14 protein-coding genes and 1 other RNA gene are annotated in these 21,912 nt (G+C 46.7%); 10 read left to right on the forward strand and 5 right to left on the reverse strand.

Annotation, left to right across the window (positions count from 1 at the left end):
• Positions 1 to 47: 47 nt before the first annotated feature.
• The 3 genes from psb34 to D0A37_RS01520 all read left to right on the forward strand — a co-directional run bounded on the left by psb34 (position 48) and on the right by D0A37_RS01520 (position 3,853).
• On the forward strand, positions 48 to 215 hold the full coding sequence (gene psb34, locus D0A37_RS01510; protein WP_006634438.1) for a photosystem II assembly protein Psb34: 168 nt from the start codon (positions 48 to 50) through the stop codon (positions 213 to 215).
• Positions 216 to 760: 545 nt separating this feature from the next.
• The gene (locus D0A37_RS01515; RefSeq protein ID WP_242720323.1) at positions 761 to 3,055 is read left to right on the forward strand and encodes a tetratricopeptide repeat protein; all 2,295 of its coding nucleotides are present in this window, start codon (positions 761 to 763) and stop codon (positions 3,053 to 3,055) included.
• 105 nt (positions 3,056 to 3,160) lie between these two features.
• Complete coding sequence (locus D0A37_RS01520) at positions 3,161 to 3,853, forward strand: response regulator transcription factor (RefSeq protein WP_242720324.1); 693 nt, start codon at positions 3,161 to 3,163, stop codon at positions 3,851 to 3,853.
• A 114-nt stretch (positions 3,854 to 3,967) separates the two neighbouring features.
• On the opposite strand, the gene hemG is transcribed toward D0A37_RS01520, so the two are convergent.
• Positions 3,968 to 5,428: a protoporphyrinogen oxidase gene (gene hemG / locus D0A37_RS01525; protein ID WP_242720325.1), complete on the reverse strand. Its 1,461-nt coding sequence runs from the start codon at positions 5,426 to 5,428 to the stop codon at positions 3,968 to 3,970.
• Positions 5,429 to 6,280: 852 nt separating this feature from the next.
• Here hemG and D0A37_RS01530 point away from each other — a divergent pair.
• The 5 genes from D0A37_RS01530 (at position 6,281) to D0A37_RS01550 (ending at position 15,010) form a co-directional block, all read left to right on the forward strand.
• The gene (locus tag D0A37_RS01530; protein WP_242720326.1) at positions 6,281 to 10,516 is read left to right on the forward strand and encodes a PAS domain-containing protein; all 4,236 of its coding nucleotides are present in this window, start codon (positions 6,281 to 6,283) and stop codon (positions 10,514 to 10,516) included.
• Positions 10,517 to 10,585: 69 nt separating this feature from the next.
• The gene (corA, locus tag D0A37_RS01535; protein ID WP_242720327.1) at positions 10,586 to 11,779 is read left to right on the forward strand and encodes a magnesium/cobalt transporter CorA; all 1,194 of its coding nucleotides are present in this window, start codon (positions 10,586 to 10,588) and stop codon (positions 11,777 to 11,779) included.
• A 326-nt stretch (positions 11,780 to 12,105) separates the two neighbouring features.
• Positions 12,106 to 12,539: RNase P RNA component class A (gene rnpB, locus D0A37_RS01540), an RNA gene on the forward strand.
• Between the two features lie 370 nt (positions 12,540 to 12,909).
• Positions 12,910 to 13,617, forward strand: a complete 708-nt coding sequence (rnc, locus tag D0A37_RS01545) for a ribonuclease III (RefSeq protein ID WP_242720328.1) — start codon at positions 12,910 to 12,912, stop codon at positions 13,615 to 13,617.
• 220 nt (positions 13,618 to 13,837) lie between these two features.
• Positions 13,838 to 15,010 (forward strand): Gfo/Idh/MocA family protein, encoded by a 1,173-nt coding sequence (locus D0A37_RS01550; protein ID WP_242720329.1) that lies wholly within the window; start codon positions 13,838 to 13,840, stop codon positions 15,008 to 15,010.
• A gap of 38 nt (positions 15,011 to 15,048) precedes the next feature.
• Here D0A37_RS01550 and D0A37_RS01555 read toward each other — a convergent pair whose 3' ends face one another.
• The gene (locus D0A37_RS01555) at positions 15,049 to 17,094 is read right to left on the reverse strand and encodes a sensor histidine kinase (RefSeq protein ID WP_242720330.1); all 2,046 of its coding nucleotides are present in this window, start codon (positions 17,092 to 17,094) and stop codon (positions 15,049 to 15,051) included.
• A gap of 796 nt (positions 17,095 to 17,890) precedes the next feature.
• On the opposite strand from D0A37_RS01555, the gene D0A37_RS01560 reads away from it, so the two are divergent.
• Positions 17,891 to 18,271 (forward strand): class I SAM-dependent methyltransferase, encoded by a 381-nt coding sequence (locus D0A37_RS01560; protein ID WP_242720331.1) that lies wholly within the window; start codon positions 17,891 to 17,893, stop codon positions 18,269 to 18,271.
• 399 nt (positions 18,272 to 18,670) lie between these two features.
• Here D0A37_RS01560 and D0A37_RS01565 read toward each other — a convergent pair whose 3' ends face one another.
• Together D0A37_RS01565 and D0A37_RS01570 are read right to left on the reverse strand one after the other, a co-directional pair.
• Positions 18,671 to 18,874, reverse strand: a complete 204-nt coding sequence (locus tag D0A37_RS01565) for a hypothetical protein (protein ID WP_242720333.1) — start codon at positions 18,872 to 18,874, stop codon at positions 18,671 to 18,673.
• A 31-nt stretch (positions 18,875 to 18,905) separates the two neighbouring features.
• The gene (locus D0A37_RS01570) at positions 18,906 to 19,145 is read right to left on the reverse strand and encodes a hypothetical protein (RefSeq protein ID WP_242720335.1); all 240 of its coding nucleotides are present in this window, start codon (positions 19,143 to 19,145) and stop codon (positions 18,906 to 18,908) included.
• A gap of 226 nt (positions 19,146 to 19,371) precedes the next feature.
• Here D0A37_RS01570 and D0A37_RS01575 point away from each other — a divergent pair, with 226 nt between their 5' ends.
• Positions 19,372 to 19,629, forward strand: coding sequence for a DUF2811 domain-containing protein (locus D0A37_RS01575; protein WP_050813024.1), 258 nt, complete (start codon positions 19,372 to 19,374; stop codon positions 19,627 to 19,629).
• Positions 19,630 to 19,942: 313 nt separating this feature from the next.
• Here the strand turns inward: D0A37_RS01575 and groL are convergent, their stop codons facing one another.
• Positions 19,943 to 21,643 (reverse strand): chaperonin GroEL, encoded by a 1,701-nt coding sequence (groL, locus tag D0A37_RS01580; protein ID WP_242720337.1) that lies wholly within the window; start codon positions 21,641 to 21,643, stop codon positions 19,943 to 19,945.
• Positions 21,644 to 21,912: the final 269 nt, after the last annotated feature.

Genomic DNA, 21,912 nt, shown 5'->3' on the forward strand with positions numbered 1-21,912 from the left:
TTTTTTGGTACAGTTGTAAACATCAAAAATATTAAGGATTGTGACTGATGCCTTACATCAAAGATGACGATGGACGCCTGAACAACTTTGCTAAAGAGCCGAAAATGTACGGCGCCGAACCTCCCAACCAGAACCAGCAGCGGAACTATCTCATCATGGGTATTGCTGCAGTCATGTTGGTCGCGGGTTTGGTGTTTGTGGCTGCTTCCGTCTAAAAGCTGGGCTTACACTCAAAGCTGATTCAAATCGCAATTTTAAATAATCATTCAACAAACCATGTTTTCCAACCAATGGAAACATGGTTTTTGTGTTTCAATACAAAGCAGGTAGTTGCGACAGTCCTGAAGCGTGCCGAGCGAGCTGGAAAGCTAAATAATATCAATTCCGGTAACACCGGAATGATGGAAAGTGCGGAGTGCGGAGTGGGGAGTGGCAGAATGTGGAATTATTGACCTTGACTTGATCATTCCCATCCAACCGGAAACGATATAAGACCAGCAGAAATTTGGTTCTTTGCTCTCGGCTGTCAGCTTCAGGGACTTGGGTTGCACTTAATCACACTGGTTCATCACCCACATAAAATTGCCAATTGAAAGTCTACAATCCTTTAGTCATCACCGGTGCGATTGACTGCCTTCGGGGCTTAGTTGGGAGTTATGAGCGATCGAGATTTCAACTCTCAACTCTACAATCTAAAATCTACAATCCAAAATCTAAAACCTAAAACCTAAAATCTAAAATCTAAAATCGGCTGATCCTGATGTCTATTCCTTCCCAAAAAGTTTCTAGCTCGAACAAGCTGATCTACCAACGCTTGAAACAGGCGATCGACCTCAATTTACGCCGTCAAATTTTTATTGCCGCCTGCGACGACTTGGGCCTGCGGGACTGTCTGGCAGCCCGCTTGCACGCAGAATTAGCTGCAGAGAGCGCAGGCTCCGATCCTCGCTCCCCGATCGACTACCCCCGATTTGTCAGTTTGGAACTTGACTTGAGCAATCCAAATCCTTGGGGTTCGATCGCCGCGTGGCTGACCCAACACCCACCGCCCCAAAACAGAGGCAGCTACAGCCCTTTGCCGGGATTTCAAATTCTTGGGGCAGAACACCTGACCAGGCAGTCAGCAGGCGTGCAGTGGTCGTTCCTGAGCTATTTGAGAGACATCGAAGCAAACTTGCAAATGTGCGAGTCTACTGTGTTGCTGTGGGTGTCGCGGCCCTGGCTAAGTTCGATCGAGCAATCGGCCCCGGAATTTTGGCACTGGCGAACCGGAGTATTTGAGTTTGAAGGCGAACCAACTCCACCTAAGGGAGACTTCGGGTACTTTGAGGGCTTCGGGAACTCCGGAGACTTGCAAAACTTGCGGGACAGCGCAGACTTTGGCAACCAACTTTTAATATCTTCTTTCTCTGGACAATCCCCAATTCCCGATGAACAATCCCCAATTCCCGATGGACAATTCCCAATTTCCGATGAACAATCCCCAGCGCCAGATTCTAAATCCGTCCAACTGATAGAGGACGAACAATCCCCAATTTCCCATCCCCCGTCCCCAGCGCCTGATTCTAAATCCGTCCAACTGGCAGATTTGGTGCTAGCAGCGGCTTCTGAGGATTCGGCAGGCGAAAATAATCTCGCATCAGAGGAGAATTTTCTGCCGCTGCAAACCCTGCAATACATCGAACTGCTGCAAGAACATCAGTGTTCTTGCGAAGCTTTGGCTTTGGCTTATCACAGTTTGGGGAATTACTACCGCGATCGCATTCTGGGCGGAGACGTTTCAGAGCAAAACCTGACAATCGCCATTGGCGCGATCGAACAAGTGATTGCGTATCTCGACGTTGACACCAACTCGCAGCAAAATCAACCACTAACTGAGGAATGTGCGCGGCTGATTGCCCAATTGACACAAAATTTAACTCAGTACGCCCAGGAGTCCAACAGCCTACCGCCAATTTCCGATCTGCTCAACGATCTCGGCACTCTCTATTGGATGCTGTCGCGCGATCGCACCAATGCCCTCAACGCCTCAGATCCGGTATCCAGCCTTGAACGCAGCATCGCCCTGTACCTTGAAGGTTTGAACCGAACAGATGCCGAAACCGTACCCCAAACCCGCGTTAGATTAAACAAAAATTTGGGAATCGCCTCGGCAGATTTAGCCCGCTATCGAGACAAGACAGAGAACTTGCAGCACGCAGTTGCAGCTTACCAACAAGCGCTGCTGGATCTAGACCCCGCCGTGGAGCCTCAGCAGTACGCTGCTGCTCAGAATAATTTGGCGACAGCATACTGGAATTTAGCCCAAGATGGTGAGCCGATCGTATATCTCAAAAGCGCGATCGCAGCTTACACCCAAGCCCTCTCCTGCTACAGTCCTGAACGAGAACCCCTCAACTATGCCGGAGTGCAAAACAACCTCGGTACCGCCTGCTGGAACCTCGCCCAGCACGAACCCTCAGAACCCCTGCTAGTCAGGGCGATTTCCGCCTACCGCGAAGCATTGAAATACCGCACCCGAGAATTAGTACCCGCAGCAGCAGCCGCCACCTACAATAATCTCGGTACCGCTTATTGGCATTTGGCGAACCAGTTTCAGCAGAAACAGGCGCGGACGGAATCATTGCAGCAGGCGATTACCGCCTACGAAACCGCCCTGGATATCGCCGGAGAGCTCGATCGAACCCAACTCACCTTTGACGCCTTGGCCGCCCGCAACAATCTCGGACTAGCCCACTATCAACTAGCCACCGACCCCGATTTCGCCACTAATAAAGTCGCCCAGACAAGCCATCTAGAAGCAGCACTGCACCACCAGTTGCAAGTGTGTGCCGAATGGGGACAATATCTCAATGACAAAGGGTTAACATATGGGGATAAACTCAACTTGCAAGCCGCGGCAAACTCCCAAGCTGCTGATTCCCGGCAAACAGCATTGAGCTATATTGTCAAAACGATTAGAGCTTTCTATAGTGAATGTGGGCTGCCAGGCCAAAATTTAGCCTTATCCAAAGTTCCTGGAGATTTATTGCCTGAAATTTTGCGTAGGTTATAAATAGGGCTATAACTATTAAAAGCTCAATTTTTTCGAGATTTGTATCCAGTTTTCTATTATTATGGCTGAATATTCTTGCCTAATTCTTCAAGCAAACTTGTGGTCATGGCCCCTGTAAAAATCCTTGTGGTTGATGACGACCCGGCAATCCGAAATTTAATTCACCGTTTTTTGAGCCAGCAAGGTTATCAAGTTGAGTCTGGCGAGGACGGTCAGACTGGTCTGGAATTATTTGAGCAACTCAATCCTGACTTAGTAGTTCTAGATGTAAATTTACCTGATACAACTGGCTACAAACTGTGTCAAGAAATGCAAAGACGCACCGGCGTGTTTGTGTTGATGCTGACTGCCCGAACCGATGAAGCTGACAAAATGAAAGGGTTTGCCGAAGGTGCTGACGACTACATTACTAAACCTTTTAGTCTTGTAGAGATTGGAGCTCGCGTTGCAGCAATTTTGAAGCGCAAACGCATTGTTACTCCCGCCGAACAACAAACTCTTACTTTTGGAGAGCTACTAATAGATCCGGTTCGCCGCGAGGTAATTCTCGGCACTCAGATAGTTGCTTTGACTGCTTTAGAATTCGACCTGCTGTACTGTTTGGCAAGCAAACCCGGTCGCGTGTGGAGGCGATCAGAATTGCTGCATGAAGTGTGGGACTACGAGTATGTAGGAGCCGATCGCGTGGTGGATGTCCATATCGGTCAAATTCGCCGCAAAATTGAACCAGATGCCACTCAAATTTCGATGATTCAAACCGTCAGGGGGGTGGGTTACAAGTTTGAACCCACAACCTAGTAACATTCGGCATTGGGCAGCGGATATGAAGGCAGAAGGCTGTAGGTGCGGGTTCACCAATATCTCGGATTAACATACTCGATATTTGTAAACCCGCCCTCCCCACACAATAATTCAGATCGATCGAGTATCTGATTGTTTGTTCTGCAAATACTCGCCCACTTCTCGTGCACGCTCAAAACCCCTTCGCACGCAATCTCCCAAAGCCACTCCGCCAACGTAGTTGCTGCACAAATACACCCCAGGCAAAGATTTTAAGCCCTCATCGATTTGTTGCAGGCGATCGAAATGCCCCAAATTGTACTGAGGAATCGCCCGCTTCCACACATTCACCGCTAAAACTTTTGGCTGTGGCACATCTGGTTTCAGCAAAATCCGAGACAAATCTCGGTGCACCTCGCGAACGATTTGTTCTGAGTCGAGATTGCCAATTTCCGAATCAGTAGCCCCGCCGATGTAACTGCTGAGAGTTTGCCACCCCGCAGGCGCGCGATCGGCAAATAAACTCGATGTCCAAATCGTCCCCAGAGTGCGAATTCCCTGCCCCCTCGGAATTAAATTTCCAAAACCTACTAATTTATCCTTGACATCAGACTGCGGATATGCTAATACAACGCAGGCAACCGTAGGATAAGTAAAAGCTTGTAAAGCACTGCTAACTTCCGGTTGCAGAGGCTGCAACAACTCGGCTGTAATGTAAGCCGGCGTTGTCAAAACCACGGTGCGCGCCTCAACTTCCTGCTGTCCGTCGGGCGTCGAGAATACAGCAATGTAAGTTTCGCGTTCTGTACGCTGAAGGCGAGTCAAGTGCCAGTTGACTTTCACTCGATCGCCCAATTGAGCAGCGATCGCCTCCGGCAGAGCGTTCAACCCCTGTTTGAACGAACCCAACTCCCCCGGTCTAGTAGACGGAACATTCGGGTCTGCGGGCAATTTCTTCGGTCTTTTCCTAGCAGAAAGCAGCGCCCCCGCCACCAGGCCGCCACCCACATCAGCCATCTTTGTTACCCGCCCAAAAGCCGCCGCCGCGCTAAGTTGTTGCGGATCGCCGGCATAAACCCCAGAAACAAAAGGTTCCACCAACCGCTGCATCACTTCCGTACCGAGATGACGGCGGAAAAATTGAGAAACAGTTTCCTCGTCACCCTGCTGCGAAAGTCCAGAACCGATTGCCGGCGCGACAAACCCCAAAGCCCCGAACAACGCCCGCAGTTTCCCCGGAAAACTCAGCAACTGAGACTGAATCATCGCCGGTGGACTCATCGGCACCGGTTGCAGCTTATTTTGCCAATAAACAAAACGAGGCAATTTGCGATCGGCAAAAATCAACTCCTGCTTCAATCCCACATCCACAGCCAACTTCATCAATTCTGGCGTAGGCGAAAAACTGTTCGGGCCCTCCTCCCAGAGAAACCCTTCCCCTGTCACAGTGGTGATGTTCCCGCCCACACGTCCCTGACTCTCAGCGACTAAAATCTTCAGCGAGGATGGACTCGTTGCTTCCTTGTGAAGTGCGTGCGCCAAACTCAAACCGCTAATACCGGCACCCACAATCAAGGTATCTAATAGTTCCATATTACATAGAAAAATATCGCAATCTTTATGTTACATGGCTTTGCACGGCTTGCGTTCTTTGCTGGGCGTACTGCCAAACCGCTTTCAGATTACCAAATTGGGAATTGGGAATTGGGAATCGGTAAGCTTTCGGGCACTTATTAAGCATTTTTCTCGAATGTTGTGGATTAACCTCTCTCTGCCCACCTCCCCGTCTCCCCGTCTCTCGATTTCGCTTTTGTATCCGATGTGTCTGGTTTAAAAAAAGAGCATCTGCTGTAATTAAGCTCTATTCCCCAAAATACTCTTTCTTTAAAATTTTTGTATTATAGGGAACAGCGCCAAAAATTGCACCGGGAAACGCAACCGTAAAGTGTGCAAAAAAATTTGAGTGGGTTAAACTAACTTTAGGAAAATTTTAGAGCTTAACTTGCAAGTCCGCATACCCCTTTGAACAGATGGGGTTTCATGCCCTAATCAAAAGACATAGTTGACCAGCTATCGTCTTAACTGATTAGGTTATCAAAAATATGGGTGTAGCTCAAGCTGCTATGCGATCGCGGGTGAAATATTTGAAACGGTAATTGTGCCGTTGAAAGTAGATCATAAAATTACCAAGTGTCCAAGTAGCCCCCTGTAGCAATAATCAATATTCAAGGTGGTGAAAACTGCCTGATGAGTGTTTCCTCGATCAGTCTACTCACATCTTGCACCATTCTCAAGAACAGGCAAGATGCCTGTTCCACAAAGAGTTAATTTCTTGTGGGTTGGGCATCCTGCCCGCCCATAAAAGCTTATTGAAAAGGGTGCAACATATGAATCTAAAGACACGAGGTTTCCGTAATCCTAAGCTTTTCTCATGAAAAAATACCCATGCAGGAAGTTATCAACTCGTTTCAGTCTTTTTTCTCTAACTCTGTTGATGCTTTCCTAGAGTGCGATCGACAGCAAAATTATTTATCGATCAATCCTATTGCTGCTGGTTGGATGGGATTGGAGCCTGCTGAAATACTCAACAAAAATAATCAGGAATTATTGAAATTATATCCTAATAATCCTGCGGTAAAAAATATAATTTCGCAGATTGATTCTTGCCTGCAACAAGTATTTATAACCGGGGAAAAACGGCTGGCAATTCATGAGGTGACGGCGCCAGACGGCGGGATTAAAATTTACGAAACTGCTTATACGCCAGCGGTGGATGCTTCTAGCAACCAGATGCGGGTTTTGGGCGTCGGTAGAGATATCACCAGGCACTACCGCTGGCAGCAGCAGAAAGCTCAACAGTTACGCCGATCGAACCATTTACTGTGGTTGAATGCAGCTAACAGTCCGCTGGCAATGGTAGGCTGGGATGAAGATTTTCGGATCATTCAGTGGTCGAAACGTGCTGAGGAAATCTTTGGCTGGACATCCGATGATATGATGGGCAAGCAGTTCGGCGATTTGGCTTTGGTTTGCGAGGAAGATAGAGAGGCTATAAGCGCGATCGAACTGGAACTAGCCACCGGCAATGGCAATACTTCAATTAACCGCAACTATACTAAAAGCGGACAGGTGATTTGGTGTCGCTGGTTCAACTCGATTATTCGCAGTGGCGACACTTTTACCGTGCTTTCTTTGGTGGAAGATATCACCGATCGCAAACGGTTGGAAGCAGAAAAAGCCCAAGCTTCTCGCCTCACAGCAATGGTAGCCGATGTGGGTATTGCCCTCACCAAACACCCTCAAGATATCCTGCTTCCCTGCTGCGAGGCAATGGTGCGAAATCTCGATGTCGCTTCGGCTGAAATTTGGACTTTCAACTCTCAACATAATCTGTGGGAATTGCAAGCAGCCTCGGAAATATACAGTCGCACAGAGGATCGGGCTAGCTTTATTGAAAGTAAGGTTAACTCGATCGCCCAACAGCAAAAACCGGAATTTGACTGCGGATTTGAACTGAATAATTTTGGACTCCCAGAGGAAGAATCCGCGAAAGCAACAGCGGCACAGATTTCCGAAGTAGCAATTATCAACAGCCGTCAAAAGCCGACAAATTGCCCAATCCCCAAGCAAATTCTAACTTTCGCCGGCTACCCTTTGATAGTCGAAGAACGGCTGGTGGGAGTCATGGTAATTATCAGCCGCCAGCCCCTGACAGCACCCTTTCAGGAAACTTTAGCATCGGTTGCCGATGTCATTGCTTTAGGCATCGAACGCAAGCGTGCAGAAGCTGAATTAAAATCAGCTAGAGGTTTCTTCAATTCCGTAGTAGAAAATCTGCCGGTGGGAGTTTTTGCTAAAGATGCTTCTTCGCTGAAATTTGTGCTGTGGAATAAAGCGGGAGAAACGATCGCAGGTGTTACCTCTCAAGAGGCGATCGGCAAAAATGACTACGATATTTACCCCAAAGAACAAGCTGATGTTTTTACTGCTCAAGACAGGGAAATATTGACCGGGGATCATAACCAATCTACTGTTAAAGACATAGCCGAAGAGCCGATCCAAACTCGCCACAAAGGTATGAGAATACTGCACACGCGCAAAGTGCCAATTCTCGACTCGGCAGGCCGTCCTCAGTACGTTTTGGGGATTACTGAAGATATTACCGAACGCAGGCAGGTAGACGAAAGCGTGCGCCTCTACGACCAAATTGTCGAGAATATGCAAATTGGTTTGTATGTCTACCATTTAGAAAATATAGACGATGACAGCACTCTCAGGGCGATCGCCTCAAATCCCGCGGCTACCCTATTTACCGGATTAGAAATGGCTGATGTTTTGGGAATGACAATCGACGAGATTTTTCCCCACCTGCGATCGAAAAACATTCCCCAAGCATTTGCTTCGGTAATTCGCACCCAGAAAGCCGTAGAACTTGAAGATATTGACTGCGATGAAGGCGGCAGAATAACTCGCGCTTTTTCTATTAAAGCTTTTCCATTACCCAACAACTGCATCGGTGTTGCTTTTGAAAATATTACGGCTCGCAAGTGTCTAGAACTAGAACTGCAGGCGTCGTTGGAAAAAACCGAACGTTCCGAACAACTCCTGCGTACGGTGATAGACAAAACCAGCGACTGGATTTTTGCCAAAGACAAAAATTTTCGCTGTATGTTGGCAAACAAGAGTTTCGCTCAGGCGATCGGCAAAACAGTCGAAGAAATAATTGGCAAATCCGATTTAGAGTTAGGATTTTCAGAATATCTCGTGTTTGGGGATTCCGCCCAAAATATCCGAGGCTTCCGCACAGACGACTCTGCTGTACTTGCCGGCGAAATCATCCACAACCCCTGCGCTCCGGCAACTATTGCTGACGGTTCAGTACATATTTTTGATACCCAAAAACTTCCCCTGCGCGACGCTGAAGGTAATGTATTTGCGGTGCTAGCTTTCGCTCACGATATTACCGAACGACATGAATCGGAAGCAGCTTTGCGTAGAAGTGAATCAAGATTTAGGTCTTTGGTTGCTAATATTCCCGGAGTGGTTTATCGCTGGCGGTGCGATTTTTCGACAAGTTTTATTAGCGAGGCCGTTTACTTATTAACCGGCTACCCTGCTGCGGATTTTATTTCGCCTGTGGACAGGAGAGGCCGGACTTTTGCTAGCATTATTTACCCCCAAGATTTGGCAAACGTAGAAGCAACTATTCGGCAAGGCATAGAAAACAAAGAGTCTTATAACTTGGAATACCGCTTGCTAGCAGCAGACGGCACGGTTAAATGGGTGTGGGATAAAGGTTCTCCTGTGTTTGACGCAGAGGGAAACGTTTGCTATTTGGACGGGGTGATTTTTGATATTAGCGATCGCTACTGCGCCCAAGAAGCATTGCGCCAAAAAACTTCTGAGTTGGAAGCTGTTTTTCTGGCATTGCCCGATTTGTATTTCCGAATCAATGCTGACGGCATTATTTTGGATTGCTTGTCAGGAAATTCATCGGATTTGTACCTGAGTCCCGAGTATTTTGTCGGCAAACGAATGACCGATATCTTGCCGACAAACGCCGCCCGCCAATTCGAGATGGCAATACTTGAAGTTTCCGAAAACCGAACTCCAATTAATATCGAGTATTCGCTACCCATGCCGACAGGAGAAGAAACTTATGAAGCGAGATTGCTGCCTTTTAACTCGGATCAAGCGATCGCTATCGCCCGCAATATTACCAAGCGCAAAGAAGCCGAAGCTCAATTAAAACATAAAAATCGCCAGCTAGAGCAAACATTGAAACAATTAGGCAGGACTCAAGCTCAACTAATTCAAGCGGAAAAAATGTCGGGTTTGGGACAGCTAGTGGCGGGAATTGCTCACGAAATCAATAATCCTGTTAGTTTTATTTACGGTAATATCACTTACGCTAGTGAGTATGCAAAAAACTTGCTGGAACTGTGCAGTTTGTACCAAGCACACTACCCGGAACCTGTTGCTGTTATCCAAAATTTGGCAGAAGAAATAGAGCTAGAATTCATGAAAAAGGATTTCCCGCACCTGCTGAATTCCATTGAAACCGGAGCCGAGCGAATTCGCCAAATAGTTCTCTCTTTGCGTAATTTTTCCCGCCTGGAAGAATCCGATCTTAAACGTGTTAATATTCACGAAGGAATAGACAGCGCTCTGTTGATTTTGCAACACAAGATCAAAGAAAATGGCAGAAATCGTCAGATTCAAATAGTTAAAGAATATGGAAAATTACCGCCGATACAGTGCTACGTGGGACAGTTAAATCAAGTGTTTATGAATATTTTAAATAATGCTATTGATGCTTTAGCAGATGTCAGGCATAGGAAGTTGGAAGTGTCTAGTTATTCGGAAGATGAACGGCAAGATGTTGCTAGTTTACCTTTAAGTGGCGACGCATTGCCTTGGATTCGGATTCGCACGGAGGTGTTGGAAAACAATCGGGTGGCGATCGTAATTTCAGATAACGGATATGGCATGGCAGAGTCTGTTAAATGTCGGGTATTTGACCCGTTTTTTACTACTAAACCAGTAGGCAAAGGTACAGGTTTGGGACTGTCTATCTCCTATCAGATTGTGGTGGAAAGACACGGAGGGACGCTGCAGTGCATTTCCGCGCCGGGAGAGGGAACTGAATTTGCGATCGAGATTCCAATTCGGCAGAGGTAATGGGTAATGGGTAGTTGTACGATAAAAATGATAACCTAATTAAAGATACTAAAAGTGAGGAAGATCAACATGGTATACAAAGGCATAAATACTTCTAGCGCAGTTACCAAACCGATTAATGATGATGATGAGGATGATGATGATGATGATTCCTACCTTGACTATTTTTATGATGATCCGGGGGCTCCGCCAGGAACTCTCGACTTAGAACCCGATGCGCTGCCTCCGGAGATTGTATTAATTGACTATTGCGACACAGCAGCTACTCGCTCCAACTTGGCAAATCCTCAAGAAGCTTCTGCCTATTTAGATACAGCATCTGTTTCTTGGGTTGATATGTTGGGATTAGGAAACAAAGAAACTTGGCGCCACCTGGGCAAAGTATTTAATTTGCATCTTATGGCTCAAGAAGATGTGGTTAATGTACCACAGCGCCCTAAAGTGGTAGATTACGAAGATCACATTTTAATCATTGCCTGGATGGTGATACTTAAGCCGAATTCAGATAAGTTTCATAAAGAACAAGTTAGTTTAATTTTGGGTAAACATTACCTGTTAACAGTTCAGGAAGAACCGGACTATGATTGCTTTGGCCCCGTGCGCGATCGCATTCGTAAAGGACAAGGAAATATTCGGAAACACGGAGCCGATTATCTGGCTTATACTCTGTTGGATTCGATTATAGATGGATTCTTCCCAGTATTAGAAGTCTACGGGGAGCGCATAGAAGAACTAGAGGATGAAGTGGTGGAGAACCCCACCCGCAGAACCCTGGAAAAAATTTATAAAATCCGGCGAGAACTGCTGACGCTGCGCCGCGCAATTTGGCCGCAGCGGGATGCAATTAATGTTTTGATTAGAGATAGCAGTGATTTGATTAGTCCAGAGGTGCGAATTTACCTGCGCGACTGTTACGATCACACGGTGCAGGTGATGGATATGGTGGAAACCTATCGAGAGTTGTCTTCGGGTTTGATGGATGTTTACTTGTCTTCAGTTGGTAATAAAATGAATGAAATTATGAAACTGCTGACAGTGATTTCTACTATCTTTATTCCTCTAACTTTTGTGGCGGGAGTATACGGGATGAATTTCGATACAGAGAAATCGCCCTGGAATATGCCGGAACTGAACTGGTATTTTGGCTATCCGCTTTGTTGGGCAGTTATGCTAGCGATCGCCTCGGCTTTAGTTTACTTCTTCTGGCGACGTGGCTGGTTTGATAATTTTTCTACTGTGGTGAAAGATGACTCAGTAAAGTAACCGGATTTAAGACTTGAGGTTTGAGATTTTGGATTTAGAATTGAAGAATTCAAAATCCTGTGAGGTAAAAAGGTTTCCTGACCCTAGTTGAAGCCGTTTCATAAACCCTTGCCTCATAATTACCAAATTTTTCCGCCTCCCGATTCATCCGTGAGTGAATTTAAGGGGATTTGCATGGCAATTTAATTGTTGGGCGGGCTTTCGTGGCCACCGCACAAGAGTTTGAATAAACACAACTTTCCAAATTAAGTGCGCCACAACTTAAAATCGTAAATCTAAAATCCCAAAGTGATTGACGAACGATCGCGTACAATAAATCTGGGGAAAAAGTAGGCGCAGGCGGTTGCGGATTAGCGAAAGCTTGTCTGAGGAAAGTCCGGGCTCCCGAAAAACCAAACTTGCTGGGTAACGCCCAGTGCGAGCGATCGTGAGGATAGTGCCACAGAAAGATACCGCCCCCCAATTTGAGATTTGAGATTTGAGATTTGTGATTGCATCAAAAATCGAACATCAAAAATCGCCAAGCGTGAGGGGGTAAGGGTGCAAAGGTGCGGTAAGAGCGCACCAGCAGCATCGAGAGGTGCTGGCTCGGTAAACCCCAGTTGGGAGCAAGGTCGGAGGGACTATGGTTGGTTTTTTACCAGTTCCGTTTTTTGGTACCGCTTGAGGCGTCTGGTAACAGGCGTCCCAGATAGATAACTGCCCTCGAAAACTGCTTGCAGTGGAGAGAACAGAACCCGGCTTATGTCCGACTTTTTCCCCACCCAAATTTGGGTAAGGTGCTTATGGGCAGACTTGTCAAGGTGTAGTTAAGGTGTTTGCGTTATCGTAAACGTTGAGCTTTATTTTTGATATGTGATTTATTGCTAATAATCTCTCAAAGAAAGAAGATTTATCGATCGCCCGCAGCAGAGATTTCCCGCGTTTGAGGCACTTCTTCACCACCTTGACAGAGCGGACTATAAGCACCAGGAGGAGTATTTAGTTTTTTAAGGAAAAGCTTTTTGGCGAGATGAATCTGATACCATTTTCAAAAAATAATGCAACTTTAGACAAGCTCCAAGCCCGGATAATCATCCGTCATTCGCAATTATAAAATCTAAAATCTAAAATCTAAAATCTAAAATGGTATGATTTATCCGGGTCGCCAAAAGCAACTTGAAACATTAATTCAAAAATTGGGACTGACGAAGGATGCTTCGCTAAAATGGCATCTCCTCGATTTAGCTTTGACTCATGCGAGTGCCTCAGCTAAGGCAAATTACGAGCAGCTAGAGTTTGTCGGCGATGCAGTTGTGCGGCTGGCTGCGTCGGAATTGTTGTTTGAGATTTATCCTGACTGTACAGTGGGGGAATTTGCTGCTATTCGATCGATCTTGGTGAGCGATCGCATTCTTGCTAAAATCGCTGAAAGTTACGGGTTCGATCGCTATTTAATTGTTTCCAGCAGCGCCGCCTCGGACAAAACAGGCGCTGAGCCCCGACTGGCCGATGCTTTGGAAGCGGTACTGGCTGCGCTTTATTTGAGTACCCAGAGCTTAGAATTAATTCGCCCTTGGCTAGATTCTCACTTTCAACGCTTAGCGACAGAAATCCGCAGCGATCCGGCCCGCCAAAACTACAAAGCTGCTCTCCAAGAGTTGACTCAAGGCAAATACAAAACTTTGCCCAAATATAGCGTGCAAGAAACCGGGACAGTGCAGGGCGGAGAGGATCGTTTTACCGCAGAAGTTCTCATTCAGGGAGAGTTGGTAGCAGAGGGAAAAGGTCGATCGATCAAAGCGGCCGAACAAGCCGCGGCTCAGGTAGCTTTCAATAAATTAGTTGGTAGTCAGTAGTTAGTTGACTGTTGACTGTTGACTGTTGACTGTTGGCTGTTGACTGTTGACTGTTGACTGTTGACTGGTGTTATCAGTTATTGGTTATTTGTTAGCTGCTACCAATAAACAATAACCAATAACTACTGCCAAGAGTCAACAGTGATTTTTTTGAGTGAAAACATAGATAATAATAACAAAATATGCTATAATTTATGTGCTATTTTTGTTATTATTATCAATGAAAATCGGAATAGCTGTATTGGGTGCAGGTCGCTGGGGAGTTAACTTAATTCGCAACTTTCTCGAACATCCTAATAGCCAAGTTTTAGCGGTGGTAGACCCGAATCGAGATTCATTGGCGGCCGTTCAAAAACAGTTTAATCTCGATGCCTCGGTGATTCTAGCTACCGATTGGTCTCAAGTCCAAGCCTTGCCGGGATTGGAAGCTGTGGCGATCGCTACTCCAGCTTCCACACACTACACCCTCGCAGCAGCAGCGCTGAAACAAGGCTACCACGTCTTAGCAGAAAAACCCCTCGCCCTCAACCTCACTGAAGCTATAGAACTCTGTCAATTAGCCGAAAAACAGCAGCGGCAACTCTTCGTTGACCACACTTATCTGTTTCATCCAGCAGTCGATCGAGGCCAAAGAATTATTCAACAGCATCAACTGGGAAAATTGCGCTACGGTTACGCCCAGCGTACGCATTTTGAACCGGTGCGCCATGACGTTGATGCCCTTTGGGACTTGGCAGTTCACGATCTCGTTATTTTCAATACTTGGTTAAAACAAACGCCAATTGAAGTAAGGGCGATCGGCACTGTTTTTCCGAAGGAAGAAGGAAGAGGGAAGAAGGAAGAAGGAAGAAGGAAGAAGGAAGAAGGAAGAGGGAAGAAGGAAGAAGGAATAAATAAAGACGCAGCAGAAATTGAAAATCAATTGCCTCCTTCACTGCTGACTACTAATCCGGCCGAAAAACTAGCAGATTTAGTTTGGGTAACGCTTACCTATCCCGACGGATTTCAAGCATTTATTCACCTGTGCTGGCTAAATCCCGACAAACAACGGCGCTTAACAGTTGTTGGCAGTTTGGGAACCTTGATTTTTGACGAAATGTCGCCCGAAACTCCCCTGATTGTGCAGCGCGGCAATCCAGATTGGGGAGGCAAACAGAATAACTCTTTTGAAAGTGCGATAGCGTCGCAGCCAACCAGCATCAGACACCGCGAAGTGTTGAGTTTAGAACAAGTAGAACCGCTGAGGAGAGTGTGCGATCGCTTCCTCACCTGCGTGCAAACAAATACCCCCTGTCTTACCTCTTCGGGCGCGGCCTCCGTCGAATTAATCCGCATTCTCAGCACTTTGAGCAAATCCCTCGAACTCGGCGGACAGCCCCTAATACCATTTTAGATTTTAGATTTTAGATTTTAGATAGGGAAAATCACTCCTCAACTTTTGTAATTTCCCTTTTCCGTTACTAAGTCCGGGCTGGGAAAATAAAAACTTGATTGCTGATTGACAGGCAAAGAAATCATCACCGTAGTACCTTGATTCACGCCCGCGCTGTGCAGAGTAATGCTTCCGATCATAGATTCCATTATCCTTCGCGAGATAGCCAAGCCCAAACCGTTACCGCCAAACCTGCGAGTTGTAGAACCATCAGCCATCACAAAAGGTTGAAACAATTTCTGCTGGTGCTCGGGATCAATACCAATTCCCGTATCTTTAATTTTCACCACCACCCAATCGCTTTGACCGCTGATGCCAGTCGTACTTTCTCCACTGCCGTTAAAACTACCAGAATTAGTCCTCGACTCTAGCCCCACAGATATATTAATGCTGCCGGACTCTGTAAACTTAACGGCATTGCTCAAAACATTTAAAAACACCTGTTTTAGCTTCTCCGGATCGGCATGAACAATAATCGGATCATGAGGAGCTGGCAAACTTAACTTCAAGCCTTTTTCCTCGATTTGAGTCGTTTGCAAATCAATCGCGTCTTCAAGTACCTGAGTAATATCAACTACTTCTAACATCATCGAGAACGTGCCGGATTCTATTTTAGCAATGTCCAAAATATCATTAATAATATTGAGCAATTGCATTGACGAGTCGTGGGCCCGCTGTAAAAATTCCATTTCTTCATCTCGGTCATCGCAGTAGCCGTCCCGCACAATTTGAATAAAACCAATAATCCCGTTAAGCGGCGTTCTCAATTCGTGAGAAATATTGCCCAAAAATTCATTTTTTAATTGATTGGCAACTTGCGCTTCTTTGGTTGCAACTTCCAATTCTCTGGCCCAGGATCTGAGGCGATGCACCATGCTGTTGAGTGCTTCTGATAGTTGATTGAATTCCCTAATTTGGAAATCTTGCGGCACTGTCTGCGACGCTTCCGTATCTACTTTCATCGCGTAGTCTCTCAGTTTTTCCACAGGACGCGCCAAGTCGCGAGACAGATATAAAGTCGCGATGATACTAGCAGCAATCAAACCTACAATTAAATTAAATAAAACTTGCTGAATTTCTTCCAAACCTGACAGAGCGTAATCTAAACGAGAGACAGCTAAAATAATCCACTTGCTGTTCTCCTGTGTAGTTGAAGGACTCGGGATAGCGGCGTATCCTGCTAGCAACTCTACACCATTTCTTTCAAAGGAAAATAGGTGGAGAAAAGCTGTTCCGCCGGCGATCGCCCTTCTGACAATACTTTTTAGTCGATCGGCATCTGCCTCTTGGGCTATATTGCCACCCACGCGGTTGATATTCGGGTGCGCCAAAATCGTCCCATCTTGGTCGATCGCCACCGTATAGCCGGCTAAAGAACCCTTGGGAGCGCTGGTTTGCACAGGCAAGGCCGACTGCAGACTCAAAGCATAACTCAACTGCAGGGTATTGCCCCGACGAATGTAAACAGGGGCGCTCAACACCAAACTCGCTTGGCTATCGGAGCCTTGTTTACCCGCATCGGGAAAATCCTCAGCCCCCAAAGTCAGTTTCTGGTCGTTTGCGGTTCCCTGTCGCTGCTTAGGTAAGGACAGACTGATGTAAACGCTCTTGTCGTCCAGCAGCGTTTGCTGCTGCTGTACGGGCGGCCAAAATTTTGCCGGCAACGACTGAATCGGCTGCTGCCCGCAAGTGCTTGCAATTACTTGATTTGTCTTTAAATTAGTCAATTGCAAGCAATCAACCTGCGTTGGCAACCGCTGCCCTAATTGGGCGATAAACTTTTGATAATCCTTCGGGTTTACCGACTGCAACATCGAGCTTTCCGAAGCGCCGATCAGATTGGACTTCAGCGATTTCGCCCACTGTTCAATAGTTTCTGCTTTTCTGACTGCACTTTCTGTCAAGTTTTGACGAGCAGTTTCCAGAAGAGTCGAGCGTGCCTTGCGATAGGTAACATACTCCCCCACCAGTAGAACAGGTACGCTGAGCAACAAAATCCGCGACAGTAAAATACGGCGAAAGGAGGATTGACCTAACTTAACCATAGGAAATATCTACATTAAGGTGCAACACCCAACAGCGACCATTAAAGCGAAATAAACCAGACCGAAAGCGTGAATCTGTCTAGGGGGCTCTGCTGACTGGACAACACAGCTTCAGAACAACATTTAAACACAATTATAGAAGCCACTGTAGTAATCTCGATTCTAAGTGTGTTGACCCAAAGATGCTCAGCAATTTGTTGGCAAATGCCTGTGATTTCGGTCACACTTCCCTTCTCAATTCTCGGCTCGACTGGCACCCGATCGCCCCAGGGCACATTTTTCAGGCTGGAAAAAGCGTCGGGTGGACATACCCCCAGTTGCTTGAAGCTAAAATCCCGTGGATGCACTCGCCCCAAATTAACAGGCAAAAAGTTCGGTTTCCGGCTAGTGTACAGAGAAAATTCTTGCTTGATCGGAATTTTTCTTTCCGAATGCCTTCGAGATCAGCCAGAGATGGGCGATGCAAGATTTTGCACCCTGTGAAAGATTTCTTTTGCCATCGGGTTGATTCGGTGACAATAATTCACCGGTCAAACAAAAAGAATGAGATGATCGAGCTGCCGATCGACTCTGACAACCCTAATGTGGGGAACCTTGGTCCAAACAGTGCACCCACACTCCCTCAATTCGCGGTCTCGGCAATAATCTCCATAGCTTAATCGAGGAAAAAAACTTTAGCCTTTATACGTATTATTACACAAACAACCGTCCGAGGTATCATCACGCTTATTTGATATCTCCCCTTTGAGAAAGGCTAGCGACACTTTAGGAGATCAGCAAGACACAACTCCGAGTTTTGGAGCTCGGCTGCGGCCATAGCAGCCTCAGTCACGTCATCGCAGAGCACGGCTGCGAACTTATCGGCGTTGACACTTCTGCACCAGGAATAGCCCTCTCCCGTCAAACTTTCCCCGATTGTCAGTTAATCCAAGCAGATACTTACGACCTGCCAGATATCGATATGCTGCACTCATTTTATCTTGTCTTAGCTCTTGAAGTAATCGAACAATTGCTTGCTCTTCAAAAACTAGCAAAAACTGCACAAAAAAGCCTCAATTCTGGAGAAATACTAATAAAACTCTTGCAAAAATCCTTTTCATCAATTGAGTGGACGGGCAAGATGCCCATCTCACAAGAGTTATTTTTTCTTGTGGGATGGGCATCTTGCCCGTCCTAATTATTTTTGCAAGAGGTCTAATTATTTACACACCCTCTCACGGTTATTTGAAAACACTGGTTTTAGCTATTGATTGCAACCTAGATAAACATTTCACCGTACTTTGGGATAAGGGTAATATTATTTTTTCAGTAGAGACGCTGACCATTTTATTAACACCTGAAGGATACACCGACATTAAATTTAAGTTTGCTGGTAGTCGTTCCTATCTTTGGAAATCCATGTTACGCTCTAATCTTTTCTCGGTATAAGTGGAAAAAATATGAGTTTTGACTTGTAATATTTCAGCCAATTAAGTTTTCGGAATATACCACCAGCCCTCATTAAAAGTAAAAGATAAGTTTTATGGTGAAATAGTGAAACAAGTAAAATGACTGTTGGCGTTTGGATATTAGGCGATCAACTTTGGCAGAACCAAGCTGCTATCAACCGCACAGATGATAAATCTTCGCTACTGAGATTTCCTAGCGCGCCACCGCGACAAACTTCAGTCGATCGCTCCCATGAGCTTTCTCTTAGCCAATCTCGACAAAATGCCGCCGGCAGAATTGGCAACCATCCGGCAAAAAGCGGCAGAGTGGCACTTAGGAAGTCATTAGTCATTAGTCAGTAGTCAGCAGTCAGTAGTCATTAGTCATTTGTTATTTGCTACCCATGCCCCATGCCCCATGCCCCATGCCCCATGCCCTTTGCAATTCTTATTTTTTCCCTGACTTTTCCCTACACATTCCACAGCGTTTCCACAGGCAAGTCTGAGGTTTTCCACAGATGCGACACAGTTTTCCACAGAAATTAACGGCACGGTAGCATCTTGCTGCGGAATTGGGGATTTCCTTAACTTGCTGCCTAATTCCTCATAAACTCCCCAAAACATAAAGATATGTAACAAAAAATGCCCTGAAAAGCTGATTTTTTGGTAAACCTTTTTTTTATATAAAGCACTTTGTAATATTTCGCAACATTGACAAACCCACCCCCTCATAGCGCACAATGATGCGACCGACCTAAAAAAAAGCGCTCTGATTTCGGCTGTGCCTGTACCTGTATCCGGCCGAAGGGGGGGTTCTGTTTTGAATTTATTAGCGAGACTAAAAAAAATGATCAACCCAACAGTCAGTATTTTTGCTGAAATTCCGGAAACGCTGCACGATTCTCTCAAAACTTACCTAGAAACCCATCCCGAATGGGATCTAGACCGAGTATTTTGCGCGGCCCTGTCGCTGTTTTTGTTGCAGAATGCCGATAGCGGTACGCCTGAAGCTTCGCGCAGTTATCGCCAAGCTGCGAGAGTTTATCTCGAAACTCTGTTTCAATCTCCTCAAGACTTGCACAGCAACAATGTAACTCCCTCGTCTTAAAGGATAAGGGGAGAGGGGGAGACGCGGTTTCTGGGAAGGATTTTAGTTGACCGAGAGGGCGTGCACTGCATAGGTGTCAACTTAAGCTTAAAATCCCTGAAAACTATGGCTCATAGCTTAATGCCGAGCCCCATCGCATCTCCCTTAAGAATGGGGACTTTGATAGCTTCAATTCCCCCCGGACTATCAGGGGACGCCGGGGAGAGAAGCTGCCTTAATCGTCAAACAGTAGACGGGTAGTGCATAAGATGCGGTTGTTTACATCTATGGTGCTTATGGCGCACTCTACAGAGTACAAACTAATGGCTGAAGACTACATCATGCCCATGCCGCCCATGCCGCCCATGCCGCCCATGCCGCCCATGCCACCCATGCCGCCCATGCCGCCCATGCCGCCCATGCCGCCCATGTCGCCCATGTCGCCGCCGGCTTTTTTCTTCTCGGGTTTTTCGACAATCACAGCTTCAGTGGTCAAAACCATACCAGCGATGGAACCGGCATTTTGCAAAGCCGATCGCACCACCTTAGCCGGGTCAATAATCCCGGCGGCAATCATATCTTCGTACACGTCGGTGAGTGCGTTGTAGCCAATGTTGAACTCGCTCGCCCGCACTCGCTCGATGACGATCGAACCTTCAACACCGGCATTATCAGCGATTTGACGCAATGGTGCTTCCAAAGCTTTCTTCACCAAGTCAGCGCCTACTTGTTCTTCGGCGTCTAAAGTATGTGCGATCGCATCTATTTTTGTAATCAGGTGAATTAGCGTCGTGCCACCTCCGGCAACGATACCTTCTTCCACAGCAGCTTTCGTAGCGTTCAAAGCGTCTTCAATACGCAGTTTACGGTCTTTGAGCTCGGTTTCGGTAGCTGCGCCGACTTTAATTACAGCGATGCCGCCGGCGAGTTTGGCGATGCGTTCGGTTAGCTTTTCCGTGTCGTAGTCGGAATCCGTCGCTTCTAGCTGCTTGCGGATTTGCTCGATCCGTTTTAGCACGTCAGCTTTGTGTTCTTCGCCAGCAACAATGATCGTGTTTTCTTTGTCGATCGTAATTTTGCGGGCGGTACCGAGCATTTCTAGGGTTGCGGTATCGATGCTGAGTCCGACTTCTTCGGAGATCAGTTGACCGCCGGTGAGCACGGCGATATCTTGAAGCATAGCTTTGCGCCGCTCCCCAAAACCAGGAGATTTCGTTGCTGCGATGTTCAATACGCCGCGGGCTTTGTTGACTACTAGAGTTGCCAAAGCTTCGCCTTCAATATCTTCGGCGATAATTAGCAGCGGTTGACCGGTGCGGGCGATTTTTTCGAGAACTGGAATTAGTTCTTGAATCGAGCTAATTTTTTTGTCGGTAATCAGGATGCGAGCGTTTTCGTACTCAACTTCCATGCGATCGCCGTTAGTGACGAAATACGGAGAAAGATATCCGCGATCGTACTGCATCCCTTCGACAACTTCCAATTCTGTTGTCAGAGATTTCGACTCTTCAACAGTAATTACGCCGTCTTTGGTGACTTTTTCCATTGCTTGGGCAATCATGGCGCCGACTTCTTCGTCGTTACCGGCGGAGACAGTAGCGACTTGAGCAATTGCAGCCCCTTCGACGGGTTTCGCCAATTTCTCGATTTCCAGCACCAAGTGGGCGATCGTTTTTTCAATACCCCGGCGCAGCGCGACTGGGTTCGCGCCTGCGGCTACATTCTTCAAACCTTCGCGAATCAGGGATTGAGCTAGAACCGTTGCGGTTGTTGTGCCGTCGCCTGCGATATCTTTAGTTTTGGAGGCGACTTCTTGAATTAAGCGAGCGCCGGCATTTTCCAGGGGGTCTTCGAGTTCGATCTCCCTAGCAACGGTGATACCGTCGTTAACGATTTGGGGAGCGCCGTATTTCTTTTCCAATAGGACGTTCCGGCCTTTCGGGCCCAAGGTGATGCGGACAGCATCGGCGAGTTGATTGACGCCGCGTTCTAGTGCCCGCCGAGATTTGTCGCTAAATGCAACTATTTTGGTCATGTTTGTCTCCAATCGCTTACATTAGCAAATTTAGCACTCTCTGAGGCTGAGTGCTAAGTTGATCGATTTTTGATTGTAGCGCGCCTCAACACTGGGGGGATTGCGGGGGCGGATTGGGATTTGGGCGAGCTCGTTCCGGGTGGCTAAGGACAGGGCATTGCCGTGTCCCCACAGATCTCGTGTTCCCACAGATATAATGTGGTTTGTTACATATCGATATAATCAGGTTTTAGTTAATACCAAAACCTAATTTTGATGGCACGTTATCC

Origin of the sequence: Microcoleus vaginatus HSN003, from assembly GCF_022701255.1 — a bacterium.
Classification (GTDB): domain Bacteria; phylum Cyanobacteriota; class Cyanobacteriia; order Cyanobacteriales; family Microcoleaceae; genus Microcoleus; species Microcoleus vaginatus_B.